The sequence below is a fragment of the Micromonospora sp. NPDC048868 genome (genome assembly GCF_043198195.1).
Taxonomy (GTDB): Bacteria; Actinomycetota; Actinomycetes; order Mycobacteriales; family Micromonosporaceae; genus Micromonospora; species Micromonospora reichwaldensis.
In genome coordinates, this window is record NZ_JBICUN010000004.1 from 77,933 (window position 1) to 99,052 (window position 21,120).

Annotated in this window: 33 protein-coding genes; all 33 read right to left on the reverse strand. The window is 69.2% G+C overall.

The window, feature by feature from the left end; genetic code table 11:
* Positions 1–109 precede the first annotated feature (109 nt).
* On the reverse strand, positions 110–223 hold the full coding sequence (gene rpmJ / locus ACGFNF_RS07550) for a 50S ribosomal protein L36 (RefSeq protein ID WP_012184307.1): 114 nt from the start codon (positions 221–223) through the stop codon (positions 110–112).
* Between the two features lie 93 nt (positions 224–316).
* Positions 317–538, reverse strand: a complete 222-nt coding sequence (infA, locus tag ACGFNF_RS07555) for a translation initiation factor IF-1 (RefSeq protein WP_007073013.1) — start codon at positions 536–538, stop codon at positions 317–319.
* A 228-nt stretch (positions 539–766) separates the two neighbouring features.
* Complete coding sequence (locus ACGFNF_RS07560) at positions 767–1,390, reverse strand: DUF1707 domain-containing protein (RefSeq protein WP_357581000.1); 624 nt, start codon at positions 1,388–1,390, stop codon at positions 767–769.
* A gap of 392 nt (positions 1,391–1,782) precedes the next feature.
* Positions 1,783–2,634: a type I methionyl aminopeptidase gene (map, locus tag ACGFNF_RS07565; RefSeq protein ID WP_357581001.1), complete on the reverse strand. Its 852-nt coding sequence runs from the start codon at positions 2,632–2,634 to the stop codon at positions 1,783–1,785.
* A 94-nt stretch (positions 2,635–2,728) separates the two neighbouring features.
* Positions 2,729–3,382 (reverse strand): adenylate kinase, encoded by a 654-nt coding sequence (locus ACGFNF_RS07570; protein WP_091627746.1) that lies wholly within the window; start codon positions 3,380–3,382, stop codon positions 2,729–2,731.
* Positions 3,383–4,711, reverse strand: coding sequence for a preprotein translocase subunit SecY (gene secY / locus ACGFNF_RS07575; RefSeq protein WP_132230908.1), 1,329 nt, complete (start codon positions 4,709–4,711; stop codon positions 3,383–3,385).
* Positions 4,712–4,946: 235 nt separating this feature from the next.
* On the reverse strand, positions 4,947–5,390 hold the full coding sequence (gene rplO, locus ACGFNF_RS07580; RefSeq protein ID WP_121399885.1) for a 50S ribosomal protein L15: 444 nt from the start codon (positions 5,388–5,390) through the stop codon (positions 4,947–4,949).
* The gene (gene rpmD, locus ACGFNF_RS07585; RefSeq protein WP_074314584.1) at positions 5,390–5,572 is read right to left on the reverse strand and encodes a 50S ribosomal protein L30; all 183 of its coding nucleotides are present in this window, start codon (positions 5,570–5,572) and stop codon (positions 5,390–5,392) included. The genes rplO and rpmD overlap by 1 nt, the downstream gene beginning before the upstream one ends.
* Positions 5,572–6,186 carry a 30S ribosomal protein S5 gene (rpsE, locus tag ACGFNF_RS07590; protein WP_132230907.1) on the reverse strand — a complete coding sequence of 205 codons (615 nt, stop codon included), beginning with the start codon at positions 6,184–6,186 and terminating at the stop codon, positions 5,572–5,574. The genes rpmD and rpsE overlap by 1 nt, the downstream gene beginning before the upstream one ends.
* A 33-nt stretch (positions 6,187–6,219) precedes the next feature.
* Positions 6,220–6,597 carry a 50S ribosomal protein L18 gene (gene rplR, locus ACGFNF_RS07595; RefSeq protein WP_172896629.1) on the reverse strand — a complete coding sequence of 126 codons (378 nt, stop codon included), beginning with the start codon at positions 6,595–6,597 and terminating at the stop codon, positions 6,220–6,222.
* Positions 6,598–6,605: 8 nt separating this feature from the next.
* Complete coding sequence (gene rplF / locus ACGFNF_RS07600) at positions 6,606–7,148, reverse strand: 50S ribosomal protein L6 (RefSeq protein WP_132230906.1); 543 nt, start codon at positions 7,146–7,148, stop codon at positions 6,606–6,608.
* A 16-nt stretch (positions 7,149–7,164) separates the two neighbouring features.
* Positions 7,165–7,572, reverse strand: coding sequence for a 30S ribosomal protein S8 (gene rpsH, locus ACGFNF_RS07605; RefSeq protein ID WP_073828943.1), 408 nt, complete (start codon positions 7,570–7,572; stop codon positions 7,165–7,167).
* 118 nt (positions 7,573–7,690) lie between these two features.
* Complete coding sequence (locus tag ACGFNF_RS07610; protein ID WP_007465272.1) at positions 7,691–7,876, reverse strand: type Z 30S ribosomal protein S14; 186 nt, start codon at positions 7,874–7,876, stop codon at positions 7,691–7,693.
* A 1-nt stretch (position 7,877) separates the two neighbouring features.
* The gene (rplE, locus tag ACGFNF_RS07615) at positions 7,878–8,447 is read right to left on the reverse strand and encodes a 50S ribosomal protein L5 (protein ID WP_132230905.1); all 570 of its coding nucleotides are present in this window, start codon (positions 8,445–8,447) and stop codon (positions 7,878–7,880) included.
* Positions 8,447–8,767: a 50S ribosomal protein L24 gene (rplX, locus tag ACGFNF_RS07620; protein WP_007465276.1), complete on the reverse strand. Its 321-nt coding sequence runs from the start codon at positions 8,765–8,767 to the stop codon at positions 8,447–8,449. The genes rplE and rplX overlap by 1 nt, the downstream gene beginning before the upstream one ends.
* Positions 8,764–9,132 carry a 50S ribosomal protein L14 gene (gene rplN / locus ACGFNF_RS07625; protein ID WP_007465279.1) on the reverse strand — a complete coding sequence of 123 codons (369 nt, stop codon included), beginning with the start codon at positions 9,130–9,132 and terminating at the stop codon, positions 8,764–8,766. The genes rplX and rplN overlap by 4 nt, the downstream gene beginning before the upstream one ends.
* 97 nt (positions 9,133–9,229) lie before the next feature.
* Positions 9,230–9,508 (reverse strand): 30S ribosomal protein S17, encoded by a 279-nt coding sequence (gene rpsQ, locus ACGFNF_RS07630; RefSeq protein WP_132230904.1) that lies wholly within the window; start codon positions 9,506–9,508, stop codon positions 9,230–9,232.
* A complete protein-coding gene (rpmC, locus tag ACGFNF_RS07635) occupies positions 9,505–9,741 on the reverse strand; it encodes a 50S ribosomal protein L29 (protein ID WP_007073028.1) in 237 nt (78 codons plus the stop codon). Before rpmC ends, rpsQ begins: the two co-directional genes overlap by 4 nt.
* A complete protein-coding gene (rplP, locus tag ACGFNF_RS07640; protein ID WP_007465292.1) occupies positions 9,741–10,166 on the reverse strand; it encodes a 50S ribosomal protein L16 in 426 nt (141 codons plus the stop codon). Before rplP ends, rpmC begins: the two co-directional genes overlap by 1 nt.
* 3 nt (positions 10,167–10,169) lie before the next feature.
* Positions 10,170–11,027 (reverse strand): 30S ribosomal protein S3, encoded by an 858-nt coding sequence (rpsC, locus tag ACGFNF_RS07645; protein ID WP_088998355.1) that lies wholly within the window; start codon positions 11,025–11,027, stop codon positions 10,170–10,172.
* A complete protein-coding gene (gene rplV / locus ACGFNF_RS07650; RefSeq protein ID WP_132230903.1) occupies positions 11,027–11,485 on the reverse strand; it encodes a 50S ribosomal protein L22 in 459 nt (152 codons plus the stop codon). Before rplV ends, rpsC begins: the two co-directional genes overlap by 1 nt.
* A 40-nt stretch (positions 11,486–11,525) precedes the next feature.
* Positions 11,526–11,807 (reverse strand): 30S ribosomal protein S19, encoded by a 282-nt coding sequence (gene rpsS / locus ACGFNF_RS07655; protein ID WP_088647003.1) that lies wholly within the window; start codon positions 11,805–11,807, stop codon positions 11,526–11,528.
* 12 nt (positions 11,808–11,819) lie between these two features.
* On the reverse strand, positions 11,820–12,659 hold the full coding sequence (rplB, locus tag ACGFNF_RS07660) for a 50S ribosomal protein L2 (RefSeq protein ID WP_091627702.1): 840 nt from the start codon (positions 12,657–12,659) through the stop codon (positions 11,820–11,822).
* A gap of 12 nt (positions 12,660–12,671) precedes the next feature.
* Positions 12,672–12,974 (reverse strand): 50S ribosomal protein L23, encoded by a 303-nt coding sequence (rplW, locus tag ACGFNF_RS07665; RefSeq protein WP_088998352.1) that lies wholly within the window; start codon positions 12,972–12,974, stop codon positions 12,672–12,674.
* Positions 12,971–13,621 (reverse strand): 50S ribosomal protein L4, encoded by a 651-nt coding sequence (gene rplD, locus ACGFNF_RS07670; protein WP_088998351.1) that lies wholly within the window; start codon positions 13,619–13,621, stop codon positions 12,971–12,973. Before rplD ends, rplW begins: the two co-directional genes overlap by 4 nt.
* Positions 13,618–14,283, reverse strand: a complete 666-nt coding sequence (gene rplC / locus ACGFNF_RS07675) for a 50S ribosomal protein L3 (RefSeq protein ID WP_121399890.1) — start codon at positions 14,281–14,283, stop codon at positions 13,618–13,620. The genes rplD and rplC overlap by 4 nt, the downstream gene beginning before the upstream one ends.
* An 11-nt stretch (positions 14,284–14,294) precedes the next feature.
* Positions 14,295–14,603, reverse strand: coding sequence for a 30S ribosomal protein S10 (rpsJ, locus tag ACGFNF_RS07680; protein WP_007073037.1), 309 nt, complete (start codon positions 14,601–14,603; stop codon positions 14,295–14,297).
* 350 nt (positions 14,604–14,953) lie between these two features.
* Entirely contained in the window at positions 14,954–16,147 is a 1,194-nt protein-coding gene (gene tuf / locus ACGFNF_RS07685) for an elongation factor Tu (protein ID WP_151453326.1), read from the reverse strand.
* 217 nt (positions 16,148–16,364) lie between these two features.
* Complete coding sequence (fusA, locus tag ACGFNF_RS07690) at positions 16,365–18,461, reverse strand: elongation factor G (RefSeq protein ID WP_151453325.1); 2,097 nt, start codon at positions 18,459–18,461, stop codon at positions 16,365–16,367.
* Between the two features lie 76 nt (positions 18,462–18,537).
* Positions 18,538–19,008, reverse strand: a complete 471-nt coding sequence (gene rpsG / locus ACGFNF_RS07695; RefSeq protein ID WP_077938296.1) for a 30S ribosomal protein S7 — start codon at positions 19,006–19,008, stop codon at positions 18,538–18,540.
* Position 19,009: 1 nt separating this feature from the next.
* A complete protein-coding gene (gene rpsL / locus ACGFNF_RS07700) occupies positions 19,010–19,384 on the reverse strand; it encodes a 30S ribosomal protein S12 (RefSeq protein ID WP_014440718.1) in 375 nt (124 codons plus the stop codon).
* A 493-nt stretch (positions 19,385–19,877) separates the two neighbouring features.
* Positions 19,878–20,225 carry a hypothetical protein gene (locus tag ACGFNF_RS07705; protein ID WP_327029603.1) on the reverse strand — a complete coding sequence of 116 codons (348 nt, stop codon included), beginning with the start codon at positions 20,223–20,225 and terminating at the stop codon, positions 19,878–19,880.
* 504 nt (positions 20,226–20,729) lie between these two features.
* Entirely contained in the window at positions 20,730–21,101 is a 372-nt protein-coding gene (locus ACGFNF_RS07710) for a hypothetical protein (RefSeq protein WP_132230900.1), read from the reverse strand.
* Between the last annotated feature and the right edge of the window lie 19 nt (positions 21,102–21,120).

Consider the following 21,120-nt stretch of genomic DNA (forward strand, 5'->3'; position numbering starts at 1 on the left):
TACGCGATGCGCACCGCCCGCGGCTGGGACGAGCATGTGATTCGGTGTCTGGATCTGCGGCCCGGACCGATTTCGACCGACCGTTGTCACACGGCCGGCCGGAACTGGTTCAGCCCTGGCGCTGCTTGTGGCGCGGGTCGGTGCAGATGACCATGACCCGGCCGTGCCGGCGAATGACCCGGCACTTGTTGCAGATCCTCTTGACGCTCGGCTTGACCTTCACGGTTGCCTTACTTCCCATCTGGCCCGACGACGCGCCGAGGCGCGACACCGGACGTCGAAGACGGACACGGGGACGTCCCGGCCGCCGTCAGGCTTACTTGTAGCGGTAGACGATGCGCCCGCGGGTCAGGTCGTACGGCGAGAGTTCGACGACGACCCGGTCCTCCGGCAGGATGCGGATGTAGTGCTGCCGCATCTTGCCGCTGATGTGAGCCAGCACCTTGTGGCCGTTCGCGAGCTCCACCCGGAACATGGCGTTCGGCAGGGGCTCGATGACCCGACCCTCGATCTCGATGGCTCCGTCTTTTTTCGGCATGTACTCCGCTGTCCTGACGTCGGTTACTCCGGACGGCCCACAACGTCTTACACGGGCCACCGATCAAGATCAGGTTGCCCGCGCCAGCCGCGGCTCCGGCTCCCACCGAAGCGCAGGGTGGGCATGCCGGAGTGGACGCTGTGCGCCGATCAGAAAGTGTACGCCCGCCTGCGGGCCGTCGCCAAACCGGCCGGGAATCGGTGCGTCGAACCGGACGGAACGGGCCAATCACACCTCGGCGTCGGCCTCGCCGGGCCGGCCTTCCCGCTGGGCCGGCGGCAGCTCCCGCACCGGGCTCCGGTGCCCCTCCTCGGCGGCAGCCAACTCGCGCTTGCGCGCCCGCTTCGCCCGCCGGCGCTCACGCCGCCGCTCCCGCTGCTCAGCCTGCCGCCGCGGCTCCCCGCCGGCGAGACCGGCGACCGTGCGCACCACGAGCACCGCTCCCCACGGCCCGGCCACCCAGACGGGCCAGAAGTAGAGCAGATCCGTGGAGAGCGCGGACGTCACCGCCCAGACGGTCACCGTGATCGCGACCACCCGCAGGTACGGCAGCCACACCTCGGCCAGCCACCGGGCCGTCACCGACGAGGTCGCCGGCGACCGGACACCCTCCGCCGGCGACGGGACGGTCTCCAGCCGCGTGGCGAGCTCCGACGCCGCCGGGGCCGCCTGCGCCGGCAAATCGACCACCAGCACGTCCAGCTCGCCGTACGTGCGTGCGGCGTACGCCCGCTGCAACCGCTCGTCGTACTCGTGCAGGTCCAGCCGGCCCTCGTCGACGGCCACCCGCAGCCGCTCCGCCACCGCCTGGCGGTCGGCGTCGGCGGCCCGCATCCCGTCGCGTCCCTCCATGCCCGCAAGCATGCCACCGCTCCACCAGCCGCTGCCCCTCCCGCCGCGGCCCCTCCCGAGGCTCCGGGCCCGAGGCGAGGGCGGGTCCCGGCCGGCGGTCGGGGCGGCGGGGCGCCGCATCCGGACGCGGGCCGGGCCGGCATCGCGCAGCCGGGCCCCGCGACTCCGGCCCTCCGTGCGCATCGCCGTTGGGTCCTGTGGGCGGTCGCCCTCGGGCCCTCGGTGCGCGTCGCCGTCCAGGCCCTCGGTGCGATCACCCATCCGGGCCCTGGGAACGGTCGCCGTCGAGGCTCTCGGTGCGCGTCGCCCTCCGACCCCTCGGTGCGGCTGGTGCGCGCCTCAGGGGGCGGGAGAGGACGGGACGCGGCGCCCGGCGGAGCGCTGCTGAGGGCTCAGCGAGCCGGCGAGTCCGCGGGCTGCCGGGAGGTGACCAGCTCGCCCAGGCGGGCGCGCCCGCCGTCCGGCGCGGTCAGCACCCAGACGCCGTCCGGGAGCAGCGCCATCGTGTGTTCGACGTGCACCGCCATCGACCGGTCCCGGGTGATCACGGTCCAGCCGTCGGAGAGTTCGACCGTCCGGGGTGAGCCCATCGTGATCATCGGCTCGATGGCCAGCGCCATGCCCGGCACCAGACGCGGGCCCTTCCCCGGCCGTCCGTGGTTGAGCACGTGCGGGTCCTGGTGCATCTCGGTGCCGATGCCGTGCCCGCCGTAGCCGTCGACGATGCCGTACCGCCCGCCCTTGCGGACCGCGTCCTCGACGGCGTGCGAGATGTCGGTGAGCCGGCCCTTGCCGCTGGCCGCGCCGCGGGCGGCTGCGGCGATGCCCGCCCACATGGCGTCCTCGGCCACCGCCGCCATCTTCAGCAGCGCCGGTTCGACCTCGCCCACCCCGACGGTGATGGCGGCGTCGCCGTGCCAGCCGTCGAGCACCGCACCGCAGTCGATGGAGATCATGTCCCCGTCGCGGAGCACCTGCCGCGCCGACGGGATGGCGTGCACGACCTGCTCGTTGACCGACGAGCAGATCGACGCGGGAAAGCCGTGGTAGCCCTTGAAGGAGGGGACGGCGCCGGCCTCGCGGATGGTCGACTCGGCGATGGCGTCCAGGTCGGCGGTGCTGACCCCTGGGGCGACCGCCTCCCGCATCCGACGCAGCGCCTCGGCGACCACCAGCCCGGCGGCCCGCATCTTCTCGATCTGGTCAGGGGTCTTCAGCTGGATGTCCAGCTGGGGACGACGCATGGAGCCGTTACCTTTCGGTTGCAGATGCCGAAGAGCGGGGCACGTCAGGCGTACCCCGCTCTTCGCACTCTATCCGCCGGAACCCGGCGGGACGTCAGCCGCCGTACGAGCGCAGGGCGTCGATGGCGCGGACGGTGACGTCCTCCACCGGGCCGGTGGCGTCGATGCCCACCAGCTTGCCCTGGGCGCCGTAGTAGTCGACCAGCGGCGCGGTCTTGTCCGCGTACTCGCGCAGGCGGGTGGCGATGGTCTCCGGCTTGTCGTCGTCGCGCTGGAACAGCTCGGCGCCGCACCGGTCGCAGATGCCCTCACGCGAGGTGGCGTCGAACTCGACGTGCCAGATCTTGCCGCAGCCCCGGCAGGTACGCCGACCGGAGAGCCGCCGGATCACCTCGTCGTCGTCGACGACCAGCTCCAGCACCAGGTCCAGCGCGGTGCCCAGGTCGGCGAGGAGCTTGTCCAGCGCGGCGGCCTGCGGCGTCGTCCGCGGGAAGCCGTCGAGCAGGAAGCCCTCGGAGGCGTCCGGCTCGGCGAGCCGGTCCCGCACCATGTTGATGGTGACCTCGTCGGGCACCAGCTCGCCGGCGTCCATGTAGCGCTTCGCCTCGACGCCGAGCGGGGTGCCCTGCGAGACGTTCGACCGGAAGATGTCGCCGGTCGAGATCTTCGGGACCGAGAGGTGCGCGGCGATGAACTCGGCCTGCGTGCCCTTGCCCGCACCCGGCGGGCCAACCAGAACGAGTCTCATCTACCGCAGGAACCCTTCGTAGTTCCGCTGCATGAGTTGGCTCTCGATCTGCTTCGTGGTCTCCAGACCGACGCCGACCATGATCAGCACAGCGGTGCCGCCGAACGGGAAGTTCAGGTACTGCTGCTTGTCCAGCCAGATGAAGAAGAAGTTCGGCAGGATCGAGATGATGCCCAGGTAGAGGGCGCCCGGCAGCGTGATCCGACTGAGGATGAAGTCGAGGTAGTCGGCGGTCGGCTTGCCCGGGCGGATGCCCGGCACGAAGCCGCCGTACTTCTTCATGTTGTCCGCGACCTCGGTCGGGTTGAACGTGATCGAGACGTAGAAGTACGTGAAGAAGATGATCAGCAGGAAGTAGACCGCGATGTAGATCGGGCTGGTCGGGTCCACCAGGTTGTTCTGGATCCACGCCTGCGTCTTGCCCGGGTTGTTCTGGTCGAAGAACTGCAGCGCCAGCTGGGGCAGGTAGAGCAGCGAGGAGCCGAAGATGACCGGGATGACACCCGCCTGGTTGACCTTCAGCGGGATGTAGGTCGAGGTGCCGCCGTACATCCGCCGGCCGATCATGCGCTTGGCGTACTGCACCGGGATCCGGCGCTGCGCCTGCTCGATGAAGGTGACCGCGGTGATGACCACCAGGACCAGCGCGATGACGAGGAGGAACTTGCCCCAGCCACCGGTCTGCTTGATCTGCCAGCCCTCGCTGGGGAGCCGGGCGGCGATCGAGGTGAAGATCAGGACGGACATGCCGTTGCCGACGCCCCGGTCGGTGATCAGCTCACCGAGCCACATCACCACGCCGGTGCCGGCGGTCATCGTCATGACCAGGAGGCTGAGGGTCAGCCAGTCCGGGATCCCGGTCCCCTCGGGGATGATCGGGAACTGGTCGCACTGGTTGTTGAAGAGCTGCCCGGAGCGGGCCAGCGCCACGAACGCCGACGCCTGGAGGACACCCAGGCCCAGGGTCAGGTAGCGGGTGTACTGGGTGATCTTCGCCTGGCCGGACTGGCCCTCCTTGCGGAGCTGCTCCAGCCGGGGGATCACCACCGTCAGCAGCTGCAGGATGATCGACGCTGTGATGTAGGGCATGATGCCCAGCGCGAAGACCGAGAGCTGCAGCAGCGCGCCACCGGAGAAGAGGTTGAGCAGGTTCATCACGCCCGTGGAGCCGTTCTCCATGGCGTCGATGCACTTCTGGACGTTGCCGTACGAGACACCCGGGCTGGGCAGCGTCGCCCCGAGCCGGTAGACCGCAATGATGCCTACTGTGAACAGCAGCTTCTTGCGCAGGTCAGGCGTACGGAACGCACTGAGAAAGGCGGACAGCAACTTCTTCCTCCTGCGCGAGGCGGGCCGCCGGTGATCCCTGGCGGGGCGGGTTGGGTGCCGGGCGAGTGCCCGATATCCATGGCTGGGAAGGGACTCTAACAGCCCGATCCCCGTCCGGGCAGATCTGCCCGGCTACATAAACCGAATCCGATGTTACCCGGCGCACACATGCCAGGCAGACCATGACGCCCGCCCAGTTGCGACAACTGAGCGGGCGCCGTGGATCGTGCAGCCCTTACAGCTCGGTGACGGAGCCACCGGCGGCGGTGATCTTCTCCTTGGCCGACGCGCTGAACGCGTGCGCCGACACCTGGAGAGCGACCCCGCCCAGGTCCCCGGTGCCGAGGACCTTGACCGGGTGGCCCTTGCGGACCGCGCCGGCCTCGACCAGCTCGAGCGGGCCGACCTGGCCGCCGTTCGGGAACAGCTCGGCGAGCCGGTCCAGGTTGACCACCTGGAAGACCACCTTGAACTTGTTCTTGAAGCCCTTCATCTTCGGCAGGCGCATGTGGATGGGCATCTGCCCACCCTCGAACGCCGCCGAGATGTTCTTACGGGCCTTGGAACCCTTGGTACCGCGACCGGCGGTCTTGCCCTTGGAGCCCTCACCGCGACCCACACGGGTCTTCGCGGTCTTGGCACCGGGCGCCGGGCGCAGGTGGTGGACCTTGATCGTCATTACTCGACCTCCTCGACCTTCACGAGGTGGTTGACCGTGAAGATCATGCCGCGGATCTCCGGACGGTCCTCCTTGACCACCACGTCGTTGATCCGCTTGAGACCGAGCGAACGCAGCGAGTCACGCTGGTTCTGCTTGGTCCCGATCCCGGACCGGACCTGGGTGACCTTCAGGCGAGCCATCAGGAAGCCACCCCCGCCCGCGACGCCAGCATGGCGGCCGGCGCGACGTCCTCGACCGGCAGGCCACGACGGGCGGCGACGGCCTCGGGGGACTCGAGCCCCTTCAGCGCCGCCACGGTGGCGTGCACGATGTTGATCGGGTTCGACGAACCGAGGCTCTTGGAGAGCACGTCGTGGATACCCGCGCACTCCAGCACGGCACGCACCGGGCCACCGGCGATGACACCCGTACCGGCGGACGCCGGCTTGAGCAGCACCACACCGGCCGCGGCCTCACCCGTCACCGGGTGCGGGATCGACGCGGCGATCCGCGGCACCTTGAAGAAGTGCTTCTTGGCCTCCTCGACGCCCTTGGCGATCGCCGCGGGCACCTCCTTGGCCTTTCCGTAGCCCACACCGACGGTGCCGTCGCCGTCGCCCACGATCACCAGGGCGGTGAAGCTGAAGCGACGACCGCCCTTCACGACCTTGGCGACGCGGTTGATCGCGACGACCCGCTCGAGGTGCGGGGTCTTCTCGACGGGCGCGTTTCCGCGGCCGCCCTCACGGCGGTTGTCGCGGCGACCACCCTCGTTGCCACCGGACCCGCCGCCACGGCGCTGTTGACCTGGCATCAGCAGCCTTCCTTCTCTCTCGTGACGGGGTTTCTAGAACTCGAGCCCGGCTTCGCGGGCGGCGTCGGCAAGCGCGGCGACCCGCCCCGCGTACCGGTTGCCACCGCGGTCGAAGACGACCTTGGAGACGCCGGCGGCCTTGGCGCGCTCGGCGAGCAGGGCGCCGACCTTGCCGGCCAGGGCGCTCTTGTCGCCCTCCGTGCCGCGCAGCGAGGCGTCCAGGGTCGAGGCCGACGCCAGGGTGTGACCCTTGGTGTCGTCCACGATCTGGGCGACGATGTGCCGCAGGGAGCGGGTGACCACGAGGCGGGGACGCTCGGCGGTGCCGCTGACGTTCTTGCGGACCCGGAAGTGCCGGCGCGCACGCCCGACGGCACGCTTGGCGGCGACGCCGCGGCGGCGCTTGAGCAGCGTGGCGCTCACTTCTTACCTGCCTTTCCAGCCTTGCGGCGGATGACCTCGCCCTGGTACTTCACGCCCTTGCCCTTGTAGGGCTCCGGCGGGCGGATCTTCCGGATGTTGGCGGCAACCTCACCGACGAGCTGCTTGTCGATGCCGGCCACGTGGAACAGCGTCGGCCTCTCCACCGTGAAGGTGATGCCGTCCGGCGCCGGCACGTGCACCGGGTGCGAGAACCCGAGCGCGAACTCCAGGTCCTTGCCCTTGGCGGTCACGCGGTAACCGGTGCCGGCGATCTCCAGGCTCTTGCGGTAGCCCTCGGTGACGCCGACGATCATGTTGGCGACCAGGGTACGGCTGAGGCCGTGCAGTTCCTTGGCCTTGCGCTCGTCGTTCGGGCGGTTGACGTTCAGCTGCCCGTCCTCGGCCCGGTCGATCGTGATCGGCTCGGCCAGGGTGTGCGAGAGCTCGCCCTTCGGGCCCTTGACCTTGACGGTCTGCCCGTCGATCGTGATGTCGACGCCGGTCGGCACCGGGATCGACTTACGTCCAATACGCGACATTTCTACCTGTCTCCCGTTACCAGACGAAGGCGAGGACTTCCCCGCCAACGCTCCGCTTGCGGGCCTGCCGGTCGGTGAGCAGCCCCTGGGACGTCGAAATGATCGCCACGCCCAGCCCGCCGAGCACCCGCGGGAGCCCGTCCGACTTGGCGTAAACCCGCAGACCGGGCTTGGACACTCGCTTGATGCCGGCCAGGCTCCGCTCCCGGTTCTGGCCGTACTTCAGCTCGACGACCAGTCGCTTGCCGACGGCGCCCTCCTCGGGCTCCTCGACCGACCAGGTGGCGATGTAGCCCTCGGCCTTGAGGACCTCGGCGATGTTCGCCTTGATCTTCGAGTAGGGCATCGTCACCTGGTCGTGGTACGCCTGGTTGGCGTTACGCAGACGCGTGAGCATGTCTGCGATCGGGTCGGTCATCGTCATGGATTTCGTCAGCCTTTCTCGCCGGGGTTCCCGAGGCGATGCACGCCGGGCCTACGGCGAAGAGCAATACGTGATCGGTGCAAGGGGTCCCGGCCCGAAGGCCGGGACGCGGTCGCCCTTACCAGGAAGCCTTGGACACGCCCGGCAGCTCACCGCGGTGGGCCATCTCCCGGATGCAGACCCGGCAGAGACCGAACTTGCGGTAGACCGCCTTGGGACGCCCGCACCGCTGGCAGCGGGTGTACGCGCGAACCGAGAACTTCGGCTTCGCGGCCGCCTTGATGATCAGCGCCTTCTTGGCCATCTCAGTTCTCCTTGAACGGGAAGCCCAGGAGCTTGAGCAGCGCCCGGCCCTCGTCGTCGGTCGTGGCGGTCGTGACCACCGTGATGTCCATGCCCCGCTGCCGATCGATCTTGTCCTGGTCGATCTCGTGGAACACCGACTGCTCGGTCAGACCGAACGTGTAGTTGCCGTGCCCGTCGAGCTTGCGCCCGTCCAGACCGCGGAAGTCACGGATACGCGGCAGCGCGATCGAGAGCAGCCGGTCCAGGAACTCCCACATCCGGTCGCCGCGGAGGGTCACCTTCGCGCCGATCGGCATGCCCTCGCGGAGCTTGAACTGCGCGATGGACTTGGTCGCCCGCCGCACCTGCGGCTTCTGGCCGGTGATGGTGGCCAGGTCCCGGACGGCGCCGTCGATCAGCTTGGCGTCCCGGGCGGCCTCGCCGACACCCATGTTGACGACGATCTTGACGAGCCGCGGCACCTGCATCGGGTTGCCGAACTGGTGCTGCTCCTGCAGCTGCGCCACGATCTCGTTGCGGTACCGCTCCTTGAGGCGCGGCATGGTCTTGGTTTCGGTAGCCGTGGTCATCACAGGTCCTTACCGGTGCTACGCGCGATGCGGACCTTCTGGCCGTTGTCGTCGATCCGGTAACCGACGCGGGTCGGCTTGCCGTCGGAGTCCAGGACCTGCACGTTCGAGACGTGGATCGGGGCCTCCTGGGTGACGATGCCACCGGTCTTGGCGCCACGCTGGGTGGTGCTGATGCGGGTGTGCTTCTTGACCCGGTTCACGCCCTCGACCAGGACCTTGTCCTGCCGCGGGTAGGCCGCGATGACCTTACCCTTGGCACCCTTGTCCTTGCCGGCGATGACGACGACCGTGTCGCCCTTCTTGACCTTCACGGTCACAACACCTCCGGCGCGAGAGAGATGATCTTCATGAACCGCTTGTCCCGCAGCTCCCGGCCCACCGGGCCGAAGATGCGGGTACCGCGCGGGTCCCCGCCGTCCTTGATGATGACGGCGGCGTTCTCGTCGAAGCGGATGTACGAACCGTCCGGCCGCCGCCTCTCCTTGGCGGTGCGAACGACGACGGCCTTGACGACGTCGCCCTTCTTCACACCGGCACCCGGGATCGCGTCCTTGACGGTGGCCACGATGACGTCGCCGATACTCGCGTAGCGCCGACCGGAGCCACCGAGAACCCGGATGCACAGGATCTCCCGGGCACCCGTGTTGTCGGCGACGCGCAGTCGCGACTCCTGCTGAATCACGTCTATCTCCTATGTCTGCCGGTTCTCCGGCCGCGCACGGCGGCCGGAGCCTGGCGGAACCCGCGCCCGACTGACGCCGGGCGAGCTCGAGCCTTCGCTACTTGGCCTTTTCCAGGATCTCCACGAGCCGCCACCGCTTCGTGGCGGACAGCGGCCGGGTCTCCATGATCAGGACCCGGTCGCCGATGCCGGCGGTGTTCTGCTCGTCGTGCACCTTCAACTTGCTGGTACGACGCATGATCTTGCCGTACAGCGCGTGCTTGACCCGGTCCTCGACCTCGACGACGACGGTCTTTTCCATCTTGTCGCTGACCACGAGGCCCTCACGCACCTTGCGGCGGGCCCGCGCGGCGGCGGTGGTGGTGTTCTCGCTCATGATGCAGTCACCTCAGTCGGCGCGGCCGAGAGACCCAGCTCGCGCTCACGCATGATCGTGTAGATCCGGGCGATCTCCCGACGGATGACCTGCAACCGCCGGTTGTTGTCCAGCTGGCCGGTCGCGGCCTGCACGCGGAGGTTGAACAGCTCCGCCTTGGCCTCGCGCAGCTTCGTGACCAGCTCCTCCTCGGAGAGCTCACGCAGCTCGGAGGCCTTAACGCCCGCTGCCATCAGGATTCACCCACTTCGCGCGTAACAATGCGGCACTTCATCGGGAGCTTGTGGATCGCGCGACGCATCGCCTCTCGCGCGATCTGCTCGTTGGGGAAGGACATCTCGAAGAGAACCCGCCCCGGCTTGACGTTGGCGACCCACCACTCGGGCGAGCCCTTACCGGAACCCATCCGGGTCTCGGCCGGCTTCTTGGTGAGAGCCTGGTCCGGGAAGATCGTGATCCAGACCTTGCCACCACGCTTGATGTGGCGGGTCATCGCGATACGCGCCGACTCGATCTGGCGGTTCGTCACGTACGCCGGCTCGAGAGCCTGGATCCCGAACTCGCCGAACACCACCCGGTTACCACCCTTGGACGCGCCACTGCGGTCCGGGTGGTGCGGCTTGCGGAAGCCCTTCGGGGGCTTGCGCGGCATCAGCATCTGTCAGCCCTCCTGCTGCGTTTCTGCCGCGGCGGCGACGGCGGCGGGATCCACCGCGTCCCCACTCGGCGTCTCGGCCTGCTGCGCGATGGTCGTCGCGGCGGCGGCCCGGCCGGCCTCGGTACCGCCGGCGGTCGTGCCGGACGAGCCGGACCGGCCACGGCGCGGCCGCTCGGGGCGGTCGCCACGGTCACGGCGCGGACGCGACGGCGCCTCGGCCGGAGTCTCCCGACCCGGCACCGCGTCGCCCTTGTAGATCCAGACCTTCACGCCGATCCGGCCGAAGCTCGTACGGGCCTCGAAGAAGCCGTACTCGATGTTGGCCCGCAGCGTGTGCAGCGGAACCCGGCCCTCGCGGTAGAACTCGGTCCGGCTCATCTCAGCGCCGCCGAGACGACCCGAGACCTGGACCCGGATGCCCTTGCAGACCGGGTTCTTCATCGCGGACTGCATGGCCTTGCGCATCGCCCGACGGAAGCTGACCCGGCTGGAGAGCTGCTCGGCCACACCCTGTGCGACGAGCTGCGCGTCCGACTCGGGGTTCTTCACCTCGATGATGTTCAGCTGGACCTGCTTGCCGGTCAGCTTCTCGAGCTCGCCGCGGATCCGGTCGGCCTCCGCACCCTTACGGCCGATGACGATGCCCGGCCGGGCGGTGTGGATGTCGACGCGGACCCGGTCCCGGGTGCGCTCGATGTCGACCTTGGAGATGCCGGCGCGCTCGAGGCCCTTGGACATCATGCGGCGGATCTTGACGTCCTCGCCGATGTAGTCCTTGTAGAGCTTGTCCGCGAACCAGCGGGACTTCCAGTCGGTCGAGATGCCGAGCCGGAACCCGTGCGGGTGAACCTTCTGACCCATTACTCGGCGCCCTCCGTCTTGCTCTGCGTCTCGGCCGGCTCCGCCTGCTTCGCGGGGGCCGCCTTCTTCGCGGCCGCCTTCTTCGGCGCGGCCGGCGCCACCGCCTCCACCGCGACGGTGATGTGGCAGGTGCGCTTGCGGATCCGGTACGCCCGGCCCTGCGCCCGCGGCTGGAACCGCTTCATGGTCGGGCCCTCGTCCACGAACGCCTCGCTGACGAGCAGCGCGTCGGGGTCCAGCCGCTCGTTGTTCTCCGCGTTGGCGATGGCGCTCGCGAGCACCTTGTACACCTGCTCGCTCGCAGCCTGCGGCGCGAACTGCAGCACCGTGAGCGCCTCCTTCGCGGGCAGGCCGCGGACGAGGTTGACCACCCGGCGCGCCTTCATCGGCGAGATGCGCACGTGCCGCGCAACCGCCCGCGCGCCCGGAAGCACCGGAGCGTCGCCCTTTCCTGGCATCGCTGTAACCCCTTGTTCCTCTATCCGTATGCCCGCGGCGTCAGCGCCGACGGCTCTTCCGGTCGTCCTTCTCGTGACCCTTGAACGTGCGGGTCAGCGCGAACTCGCCGAGCTTGTGCCCGACCATCGCCTCAGTCACGAACACCGGGACGTGCTTGCGTCCGTCGTGCACGGCGATCGTGTGGCCCAGCATCTCGGGGATGATCGTCGAGCGCCGCGACCAGGTCTTGATGACGTTCTTCGAGCCCTTGTCGTTCTGCGTCTCCACCTTCTTGAGCAGGTGGTCGTCGATGAACGGGCCCTTCTTCAGGCTGCGAGGCATGTCTTATCTCCCTCAGCCGCGCTTACGCGTGGCGTAGCGGCGGCGGACGATCAGCCGGTCACTCGGCTGGCCCTTACGACGGGTGCGGCCCTCGGGCTTACCCTGCGGGTTGACCGGGTGGCGACCACCGGAGGTCTTACCCTCACCACCACCGTGCGGGTGGTCGACCGGGTTCATGGCGACACCACGGACAGTCGGGCGCTTGCCCTTCCACCGCATACGGCCGGCCTTGCCCCAGTTGATGTTCGACTGGTCGGCGTTGCCGATCTCGCCGATGCTGGCGCGGCAGCGGACGTCGACCCGCCGGATCTCGCCGGACGGCATGCGCAGGGTCGCGTAGACACCCTCACGGCCGAGCAGCTGGATGCCGACGCCGGCCGAGCGGGCCAGCTTGGCGCCGCCGCCGGGACGCAGCTCCACGTTGTGGATCGTGGTACCGACCGGGATGTTGCGCAGCGGCAGGTTGTTGCCCGGCTTGATGTCGGCGCCCGGACCCGACTCGACGCGGTCGCCCTGCTTCATGTCCTTCGGCGCGAGGATGTAGCGCTTCTCGCCGTCGGCGTAGTGCAGCAGCGCGATGCGCGCGGTGCGGTTCGGGTCGTACTCGATGTGGGCGACCTTCGCCGGCACGCCGTCCTTGTCGACCCGCTTGAAGTCGATCAGACGGTACTGGCGCTTGTGACCGCCACCGTGGTGCCGCGCGGTGATCCGGCCGTGGGCGTTACGCCCGCCCTTCTTCGGCAGCGGAGCCAGCAGCGACTTCTCGGGCGTCGACCGGGTGATCTCAGCGAAGTCGGCGACGCTGGAGCCACGCCGGCCCGGCGTCGTCGGCTTGTACTTACGGATAGCCATTGTCTACACCCCTCAGCTGACCGGGCCGCCGAAGGCCTCGATACGGTCACCGTCAGCCAGCTTCACGATCGCCCGCTTGGTGGCCTTACGCTGCCCGAAACCGGTCTTGGTCCGCTTGCGCTTGCCCTGGCGGTTGAGCGTGTTGACCGTCAGGACGCGGACGTCGAAGATCTGCTGGATCGCGATCTTGATCTCGGTCTTGTTCGCGTCCGGGTGCACCAGGAAGGTGTACCAGTTGCGGTTCAGCTCGCTGTAGCTCTTCTCCGAGACGACCGGCGCCACGATGATGTCGCGCGGGTCGGCGATCGTGCTCACTTGCCACCCTCCTCGGTGGTCTCGGCGGGAACACCCAGGAACTCGTCCAGGGCGTCCTTGGTGAAGACCACGTCGTCGGCCACCAGCACGTCGTACGTGTTGAGCTGGCCGGCCTCGATCAGGTGCACCCGCGGCTCGTTGCGCAGCGACACCCAGTTCAGCTCGTCGGTGCTGCTCAGCACGACCAGGACCCGACGGGCCTCGGTCAGCTTCGCCAGCGTGGCCAGAGCGGCCTTGGTCGACGGCTTCTCGCTCGAGACGAACGCCTCGACGACGTGCACCTGCCCGGCGCGGGCCCGGTCGGAGAGGGCGCCACGCAGGGCGGCGGCCTTCATCTTCTTCGGGGTCCGCTGGCTGTAGTCGCGCGGCACGGGGCCGTGCACGACGCCACCGCCGGCGAACTGCGGCGCGCGGATCGAGCCCTGCCGGGCGCGACCGGTGCCCTTCTGCTTGTACGGCTTCTTGCCGCCGCCGGCGACCTCGCCGCGGGTCTTGACCTTGTGCGTGCCCTGCCGGGCCGCCGCGAGCTGGGCCACCACGACCTGGTGCATCAGCGCGACGTTGGCCTGGACGTCGAAGATGTCGGCGGGCAGCTCGACGGAGCCGCTCTTGGAGCCTTCGACGGTGAGGACGTCAACGGTGGTCACTTGGCCGCACCGCCCTTCTTCGCCTTGGTCTTGGCCGCGGTACGGACCAGGACCAGCGCGCCCTTGGGGCCGGGAATGGCGCCACGGACGAGCAGGAGGTTGTTCTCGGTGTCGACCGCCTGGACGGTCAGGTTCTGCACGGTGTAGCGCACGCCACCCATGCGGCCGGCCATCCGGGTGCCCTTGAAGACACGACCCGGGGTGGCGCAGGCGCCGATGGAGCCGGGCGAGCGGTGCTTGCGCTCGACACCGTGGCTGGCGCGCAGACCGTGGAAGCCGTGCCGCTTCATCGGGCCGGCGTAGCCCTTGCCCTTGGTCTTGCCGGTCACGTCGATGGAGACGCCGGCCGGGAACTCCTCGACCGTGATCTCCTGGCCGAGCGAGTAGTCGGCGGCGTCGGCGGTGCGCAGCTCGACGATGTGGCGGCGCGGCGCGACGTCGGCCTTCGCGTAGTGCCCGCTGATCGGCTTCTTGACCTTGCGCGGGTCGATCGTGCCGTACGCGAGCTGGACCGCGGAGTAACCGTCCTTCTCGGCGCTACGAACCTGGCTGATGACGCACGGGCCGGCCTCGACCACGGTCACCGGGACAACACGGTTGTTGTCCCAGACCTGGGTCATGCCGAGCTTGGCGCCCAGGATCCCCTTGACTTGCCTGTCCATTTGTCCGGTCCCTACAGCTTGATCTCGATGTCGACGCCAGCCGGCAGGTCGAGGCGCATGAGCGAGTCGACCGTCTTCGGGGTCGGGTCGATGATGTCGATCAGCCGCTTGTGCGTGCGCATCTCGAAGTGCTCGCGCGAGTCCTTGTACTTGTGCGGCGAGCGGATAACGCAGAAACGGTTGATCTCCGTGGGCAGCGGCACCGGGCCCGCGACCTGCGCCCCGGTACGCGTCACCGTCTCGACGATCTTCCGAGCCGAGGAGTCGACGACCTCGTGGTCATAGGCCTTGAGCCGGATGCGGATCTTCTGTCCCGCCATGGTGGCTTCTGTTCCTTCTCTCGATGCCGCTGTGTTGCGGGCGCCTGTACCGGCTGGCACAGGCCCACTTCGCCGACCCCCGCGGTCGGGCGTGTCGCGCCCTCGGGCCAGGCTCCGCCCCGGGACTCCGGAGCGACTCTGACCGCGCGGTGGGTCAAGGCGTCGATCGCACTACCGCGACCTGAACGCCGTGCGAGGGTGGTTGGCGGACGGGCCGCCAACCACCCTACGCTCGACTGCTCTGCCACCCGGAGGTTCAGCGAAAGCCGAACACAGGCAGCGAACTGTCGTTACGCAACCTGACTAGTATGCCGCACGACCGGCGGCGGGTCTAATCGGGGTTACCTAGCTCACTTGATGATCTTGGTGACGAACCCGGCGCCGACGGTGCGGCCACCCTCGCGGATCGCGAACTTGAGGTTCTCCTCCATGGCGATGGGCTGGATCAGCTTCACCGTCATGGTGGTGTTGTCACCCGGCATGACCATCTCGGTGCCCTCGGGGAGGGTGACGACACCGGTGACGTCCGTGGTCCGGAAGTAGAACTGCGGACGGTAGTTCTGGAAGAACGGGGTGTGGCGGCCACCCTCCTCCTTGGAGAGGATGTAGACCGTCGCCTCGAACTCCGTGTGCGGGGTCGTGGTGCCCGGCTTGATGACGACCATGCCGCGCTCGACGTCCTCGCGCTTGATGCCACGCAGCAGCAGACCGACGTTCTCGCCCGCGCGGGCCTCGTCGAGCAGCTTGCGGAACATCTCGATGCCGGTGCAGGTGGTCTTCATCGACTTCTCGCGGATGCCGACGATCTCCACCTCCTCGTTCGGCTTGAGCACGCCACGCTCGGCGCGGCCGGTGACGACCGTGCCACGACCGGTGATCGTGAAGACGTCCTCGATGGGCATGAGGAACGGCTTCTCGGTCTCGCGCTCCGGCTGCGGGATCGCGGTGTCGACCGCGGTCATCAGGTCCAGCAGCTTGCCGGTCCACTCGGGGTCACCCTCGAGGGCCTTCAGCGCGGAGACACGCACGACCGGCAGGTCGTCGCCCGGGTACTCCTGGTTCGACAGCAGCTCACGGACCTCGAGCTCGACGAGCTCCAGGAGCTCCTCGTCGTCGACCATGTCGCTCTTGTTGAGCGCCACGACGATGTACGGCACGCCGACCTGGCGGGCCAGCAGCACGTGCTCGCGGGTCTGCGGCATCGGGCCGTCGGTCGCCGCGACCACCAGGATCGCGCCGTCCATCTGGGCGGCACCGGTGATCATGTTCTTGATGTAGTCGGCGTGACCGGGGCAGTCGACGTGCGCGTAGTGCCGCGCCTCGGTCTGGTACTCGACGTGCGCGATGGAGATCGTGATGCCGCGGGCCTTCTCCTCCGGCGCCTTGTCGATCTCGTCGAACGGCGTGTACGGGTTCAGGTCCGGGTACTGGTCGTGCAGGACCTTGGTGATGGCCGCCGTCAGCGTCGTCTTACCGTGGTCGATGTGACCAATGGTGCCGATGTTGACGTGCGGCTTAGTCCGCTCGAACTTCGCCTTCGCCACTGGGTCCTCCTGTGGACTTCTTGGTTCGTACGCCCGGCGCGCCGGTCGGCGCTTAGGACTCTGTCGACAGCCTTTCCGGCCTGACGGCCGGAGAGCTTTGGTGGGTTCTGCGGCGATGAAGCCTACAGGCCCGGTCTCACGCGTTCCGACCGAGGTGGTCGCGGGCGGGAGCACCCTCCCGCGACCGCCTCGGATCATCGATCACGTCAGGTGAGGGTCACTCACCCGTCGCCTTGGCGATGATCTCCTTCGCGACCGAGGACGGAACCTCGGCGTAGGAGTCGAACTGCATGCTGTAGCTAGCCCGGCCCTGGGTCTTCGACCGCAGGTCGCCGACGTAGCCGAACATCTCCGACAACGGCACCAGAGCCTTGACGACGCGGGCGCCGCTGCGCTCCTCCATCGCCTGGATGATGCCGCGGCGGGAGTTGAGGTCGCCGATGACGTCACCCATGTTCTCCTCAGGAGTGGTGACCTCAACGGCCATCATCGGCTCGAGGAGCGCGGGGTCGGCCTTGCGGGCCGCCTCCTTCATCACCATCGAGCCGGCGATCTTGAATGCCATTTCCGACGAGTCGACCTCGTGGTACTGGCCGTCCAGCAGGGTGAGCTTGACACCCACCAGCGGGAAGCCGGCGAGGATGCCGTACTGCATGGCGTCCTGCGCGCCCGCGTCCACCGACGGGATGAACTCCCGGGGGATGCGGCCACCGGTGACGGCGTTGGCGAACTCGTAGGTCGGGGCGTCGTTGCCGAGCGGCAGCGGCTCCAGGCTGATGATCACCCGGGCGTACTGGCCGGAACCACCGGTCTGCTTCTTGTGGGTGTACTCGACCTTGTCCACCTTGCGGCGGATGGTCTCGCGGTACGCCACCTGCGGCTTACCGATGTTGGCCTCGACGTTGAACTCGCGGCGCATCCGGTCGACCAGGATGTCCAGGTGCAGCTCGCCCATGCCGGAGATGACCGTCTGACCGGTCTGGTCGTCCAGCTTGACGCGGAAGGTCGGGTCCTCCTCGGCCAGCCGCTGGATGGCGGTGCTGAGCTTCTCCTGGTCGGCCTTGGTCTTCGGCTCGATGGCGACCTCGATGACCGGCTCCGGGAAGGTCATCGACTCCAGGATGACCGGGTTCGCCGGGTCGCACAGGGTGTCACCGGTGGTGGTCTGCTTGAGACCCTGCACCGCGATGATGTCGCCAGCCTGGGCCGAGCTGCGCTCTTCCCGCTTGTTGGCGTGCATCTGGTAGATCTTGCCGATCCGCTCCTTGCGGTCCTTGGTGGAGTTGACCACCTGGGAGCCGGACTCGAGCGTGCCGGAGTAGATCCGCACGTAGGTGAGCTTGCCGAGGTGCTTGTCCGTCTGGATCTTGAAGGCGAGGCCCGAGAAGGGCTCCGACTTCGACGGCTTGCGCTGCAGCGGGGTCTCGCCGTCGGTGGCCGTACCCTCGATCGCCGGGATGTCCAGCGGCGACGGCAGGTACGCGATGACCGCGTCCAGCATCGGCTGGATGCCCTTGTTCTTGAAGGCGGTGCCGGTGAGGACCGGGTTGGCCTTGCCGGCGATGGTGGCCCGACGGATGGCGTCCTTCATCTCCTCGACGGAGATCTCCTCGCCCTCCAGGTACTTCTCCATCACCGCGTCGTCGACGTCGGCCAGGGTCTCCACCAGCTTCTCGCGCCACTCCGCGGCGGAGTCGGCGAGGTCGGCCGGGATCTCCTCGATCGCGTAGTCCTCACCCTTCTGCGTCTCGCCGCGCCAGGTGAGGGCCCGCATCTCGACCAGGTCGACCACGCCGATGAAGTCGGACTCGGCGCCGATCGGGATCTGGAGGACCAGCGGGGTGGCGTTGAGCCGGTCGATCATCATCTGCACGCAGCGGAAGAAGTCGGCACCGGTCCGGTCGAGCTTGTTGACGAAGCACATCCGGGGGACGTTGTACTTGTCCGCCTGCCGCCAGACGTTCTCCGTCTGCGGCTCCACGCCGGCGACACCGTCGTAGACCGCGACCGCGCCGTCCAGCACCCGCAGCGACCGCTCGACCTCGACCGTGAAGTCGACGTGACCGGGCGTGTCGATGATCTGGATCGTGTGGCCCTTCCACTCACACTTGGTAGCAGCGGAGGTGATGGTGATACCACGCTCCTGCTCCTGCTCCATCCAGTCCATGACGGCACCGCCCTCGTGGACCTCACCGATCTTGTACGTGATGCCGGTGTAGAACAGGATCCGCTCGGTGGTGGTGGTCTTACCGGCATCGATGTGGGCCATGATGCCGATGTTGCGTACGTTGGCGAGCGCGTCTGCGGCGGCCACTTCAATCCCTACTTATCGTCGTCTCGACACAACTGGTGGCGGTTCCGGCGCCCGTGGGGGCGCCGGAACCAGGGTGTTACCAGCGGTAGTGCGCGAAGGCCTTGTTGGACTCGGCCATCTTGTGCGTGTCCTCGCGCCGCTTGACGGCGGCACCGAGGCCGTTGCTCGCGTCCAGCAGCTCGTTCATCAGCCGCTCGATCATGGTCTTCTCGCGACGGGCGCGGGAGTAGGTGACCAGCCAGCGCAGGCCCAGGGTGGTCGCCCGGGCGGGGCGGACCTCGACCGGGACCTGGTAGGTGGCGCCACCGACGCGGCGGCTACGCACCTCGAGGGTCGGCTTGACGTTGTCCATCGCCCGCTTGAGGGTGACGACCGGGTCGGTGCCGGACTTCTCACGGCAGCCCTCGAGGGCGGCGTAGACGATGCGCTCGGCGAGCTGACGCTTACCGCGCAGGAGGATCTTGTTCACCAACTGGGTGACCAGCGGCGAGTTGTACACCGGGTCAGCGACCAGCGGCTTCCGCGGAGCGGGTCCCTTACGCGGCATGTCAGCTCTTCTCCTTCTTCGCGCCGTAACGGCTGCGCGCCTGCTTGCGGTTGCGGACACCCTGGGTGTCCAGCGAGCCGCGGACGATCTTGTAACGCACGCCGGGGAGGTCCTTCACCCGGCCGCCGCGGACGAGCACGATCGAGTGCTCCTGCAGGTTGTGGCCGACGCCCGGGATGTAGGCGGTCACCTCGATCTGGCTGCTGAGCTTGACACGAGCGACCTTGCGCAGCGCCGAGTTCGGCTTCTTCGGGGTGGTGGTGTACACGCGGGTGCACACGCCGCGCCGCTGAGGGGAACCCTTCAGCGCCGGGGTCTTGGTCTTACTCGTCTTAGCCTGGCGGCCCTTTCGGACCAGCTGCTGGATCGTGGGCACCGGGTTTCTCCGCTCCCTTCGACCGCCTGGTGGCGGCCGCACCGTCTGCCGTAGCCGACCAGATGGTCGACTCTCCTACATTCCGACCAGGGCCACCTCGCGGTGGTCCCGGCACCCGCGGTCGGGCGTGTCGCCCAGCTCACGGCCCCGGCGCCGACGCTCGCGCGTTGTCGACGGGGTCTTGCACCGGCGCACGGCAGGCCGCGCGCCGGATCTTTGGCTTTGTCGTGCTCCCACGCGATCTCCGGCTCACCGGATCCAGCGCACGCACGAGTTGCCCGGGCTTGCCCGGGCACAAGGGGAAAGAGTACCTACCACAACCGCACAGGTCAAAACGGAGCGGCCTGCGGAGCGTCCACCGCCTGCCGATCGAACCCGTCGCGCCTACCCGCCCGTGGTGGGCACCTACGGCCCCAAGTGTACCGGCTTCCCCGCGGACCGGCCCGTCGACCCCGTCACGCCCGCCGTCACGCCCCACGGGCGGGCGCGGGCGTCACCCGAGCGTCAGCAGCAACGCCAGTCCCAGGCCGAGCAGGCTGAGCAGCAGCCCCGCCCCGCCGCAGCTGACGCCGGCCACCGCCAGGCCCCGCCCGGTGAACCGGACCGCCGGCGGGGCGGCCGGGCGCCGGATCTGCCGCATTCCCAGCAGGCCGGCCACGACGGCGCCCGCGCCGGCCAGGACGCCCAGCACCGTGAACGCGCCGGCCGCCCAGGCGCCACCCACGCCGCCGACCGCGCCGACACAGATCACGAGCAGCGCGACAAGCGTCGAGACGATCCCGGCCACCAGCGAACCCACGGCCAGGCCGGAGGTGACCGGCGGCACGTCGAGGTGCACCACGCCGAAGGACGTGCCCGCGACCGGGTCGACCCGCTTCGGCGGCCGGGCGGCCTCGCGCGGCGGCGGGGGCGGGGCGACCGGGCCCGGACCCCAGCCCGGCGCCGGCGACGGGCCCGCTGCCGCGGGCGAGGCGCCCCACGGGGACACCGACGACGGGCCCGGGCCCTCTGCCCCGGGCGAGGTGCCCCAGGGCGACGCCGACGACGGGCCCGGGACCCCCGCCCCGGGCGGGGCGTTCCAGGGCGCCACCGGCGGCGGGTACCCCGGCGCGACGGACGGCGCGCCCGCGTCGGGTCGCGCCCACTGCGTCCCGCCGGGCGGGGCGTCGGGATTCGCGGCGGGGTGCGCCACGGGATCACCGCCCGGGTAGCGCGCCGGTTCCGTCACGGGTCCTCCTGTCGACGTCTCGGCGTCCACCGCCGCGCGACGGACACCGGGCCAGGCTACCGCCGCCGGCCCGACGGCCCGCGCCCGGCGCGAGACCCGTTCCCCTCGGGCGGGCGGTCAGTCCATGTTCGGTGCGAAGTCCTGCCCGTAGGGCGTGTCGGCGAGCCGGACCACCCCGAGCACCACCGCGGCCACCACGCTGACGGCGACGAGCACCAGGCCCGTCCAGGCCAGCCGCTCCCCGCGCCGCAGCCAGGCGGAGCCGGTCAGGAAACCCCCCGAGGCGTACGCCTCCCGGCGCGCCTGGCGGGCGAGCTGGAGCGCCACCGTGGCCGGTACCACGCCGCCGATGAACAGGCCGGTCAGCGCGCCGATCAGGCCGAGCGCGAAGACCGCCCGCGCCTTGGTGGCCCGGGCCGGGTCCGGGTCGAGCGGGTGGCGGGGCAGCCCCGGCTGGGCGACGGGCGCCTGCCCGGGTGCGGTCGTCATGCCCCCCATCATGCCCCGG

Coding starts and splice junctions, on each gene's coding strand:
- infA (WP_007073013.1), bottom strand. CDS start 538: ATGCCGAAAAAAGACGGAGCCATCGAGATCGAGGGTCGGGTCATCGAG.
- rplP (WP_007465292.1), bottom strand. CDS start 10,166: ATGCTGATGCCGCGCAAGCCCCCGAAGGGCTTCCGCAAGCCGCACCAC.
- rpsE (WP_132230907.1), bottom strand. CDS start 6,186: ATGCCAGGTCAACAGCGCCGTGGCGGCGGGTCCGGTGGCAACGAGGGT.
- ACGFNF_RS07710 (WP_132230900.1), bottom strand. CDS start 21,101: ATGACGACCGCACCCGGGCAGGCGCCCGTCGCCCAGCCGGGGCTGCCC.
- rpsG (WP_077938296.1), bottom strand. CDS start 19,008: ATGCCGCGTAAGGGACCCGCTCCGCGGAAGCCGCTGGTCGCTGACCCG.
- rplC (WP_121399890.1), bottom strand. CDS start 14,283: ATGGACAGGCAAGTCAAGGGGATCCTGGGCGCCAAGCTCGGCATGACC.
- rpmD (WP_074314584.1), bottom strand. CDS start 5,572: ATGGCTCGCCTGAAGGTCACCCAGGTCCGGTCCGGGATCGGGACCAAG.
- rplB (WP_091627702.1), bottom strand. CDS start 12,659: ATGGCTATCCGTAAGTACAAGCCGACGACGCCGGGCCGGCGTGGCTCC.
- ACGFNF_RS07560 (WP_357581000.1), bottom strand. CDS start 1,390: ATGGAGGGACGCGACGGGATGCGGGCCGCCGACGCCGACCGCCAGGCG.
- rpsH (WP_073828943.1), bottom strand. CDS start 7,572: ATGACGATGACCGACCCGATCGCAGACATGCTCACGCGTCTGCGTAAC.
- rplE (WP_132230905.1), bottom strand. CDS start 8,447: ATGACCACGGCTACCGAAACCAAGACCATGCCGCGCCTCAAGGAGCGG.
- rpsC (WP_088998355.1), bottom strand. CDS start 11,027: ATGGGTCAGAAGGTTCACCCGCACGGGTTCCGGCTCGGCATCTCGACC.
- rpsS (WP_088647003.1), bottom strand. CDS start 11,807: ATGCCTCGCAGCCTGAAGAAGGGCCCGTTCATCGACGACCACCTGCTC.
- rplF (WP_132230906.1), bottom strand. CDS start 7,148: ATGTCGCGTATTGGACGTAAGTCGATCCCGGTGCCGACCGGCGTCGAC.
- rpsJ (WP_007073037.1), bottom strand. CDS start 14,603: ATGGCGGGACAGAAGATCCGCATCCGGCTCAAGGCCTATGACCACGAG.
- rpmC (WP_007073028.1), bottom strand. CDS start 9,741: ATGGCAGCGGGCGTTAAGGCCTCCGAGCTGCGTGAGCTCTCCGAGGAG.
- rplV (WP_132230903.1), bottom strand. CDS start 11,485: ATGCCAGGAAAGGGCGACGCTCCGGTGCTTCCGGGCGCGCGGGCGGTT.
- ACGFNF_RS07610 (WP_007465272.1), bottom strand. CDS start 7,876: ATGGCCAAGAAGGCGCTGATCATCAAGGCGGCCGCGAAGCCGAAGTTC.
- ACGFNF_RS07570 (WP_091627746.1), bottom strand. CDS start 3,382: ATGAGACTCGTTCTGGTTGGCCCGCCGGGTGCGGGCAAGGGCACGCAG.
- rplO (WP_121399885.1), bottom strand. CDS start 5,390: ATGACGATCAAGGTCCACCACCTGCGCCCGGCGCCCGGTGCCAAGACC.
- map (WP_357581001.1), bottom strand. CDS start 2,634: ATGCGTCGTCCCCAGCTGGACATCCAGCTGAAGACCCCTGACCAGATC.
- rpsQ (WP_132230904.1), bottom strand. CDS start 9,508: ATGAGCGAGAACACCACCACCGCCGCCGCGCGGGCCCGCCGCAAGGTG.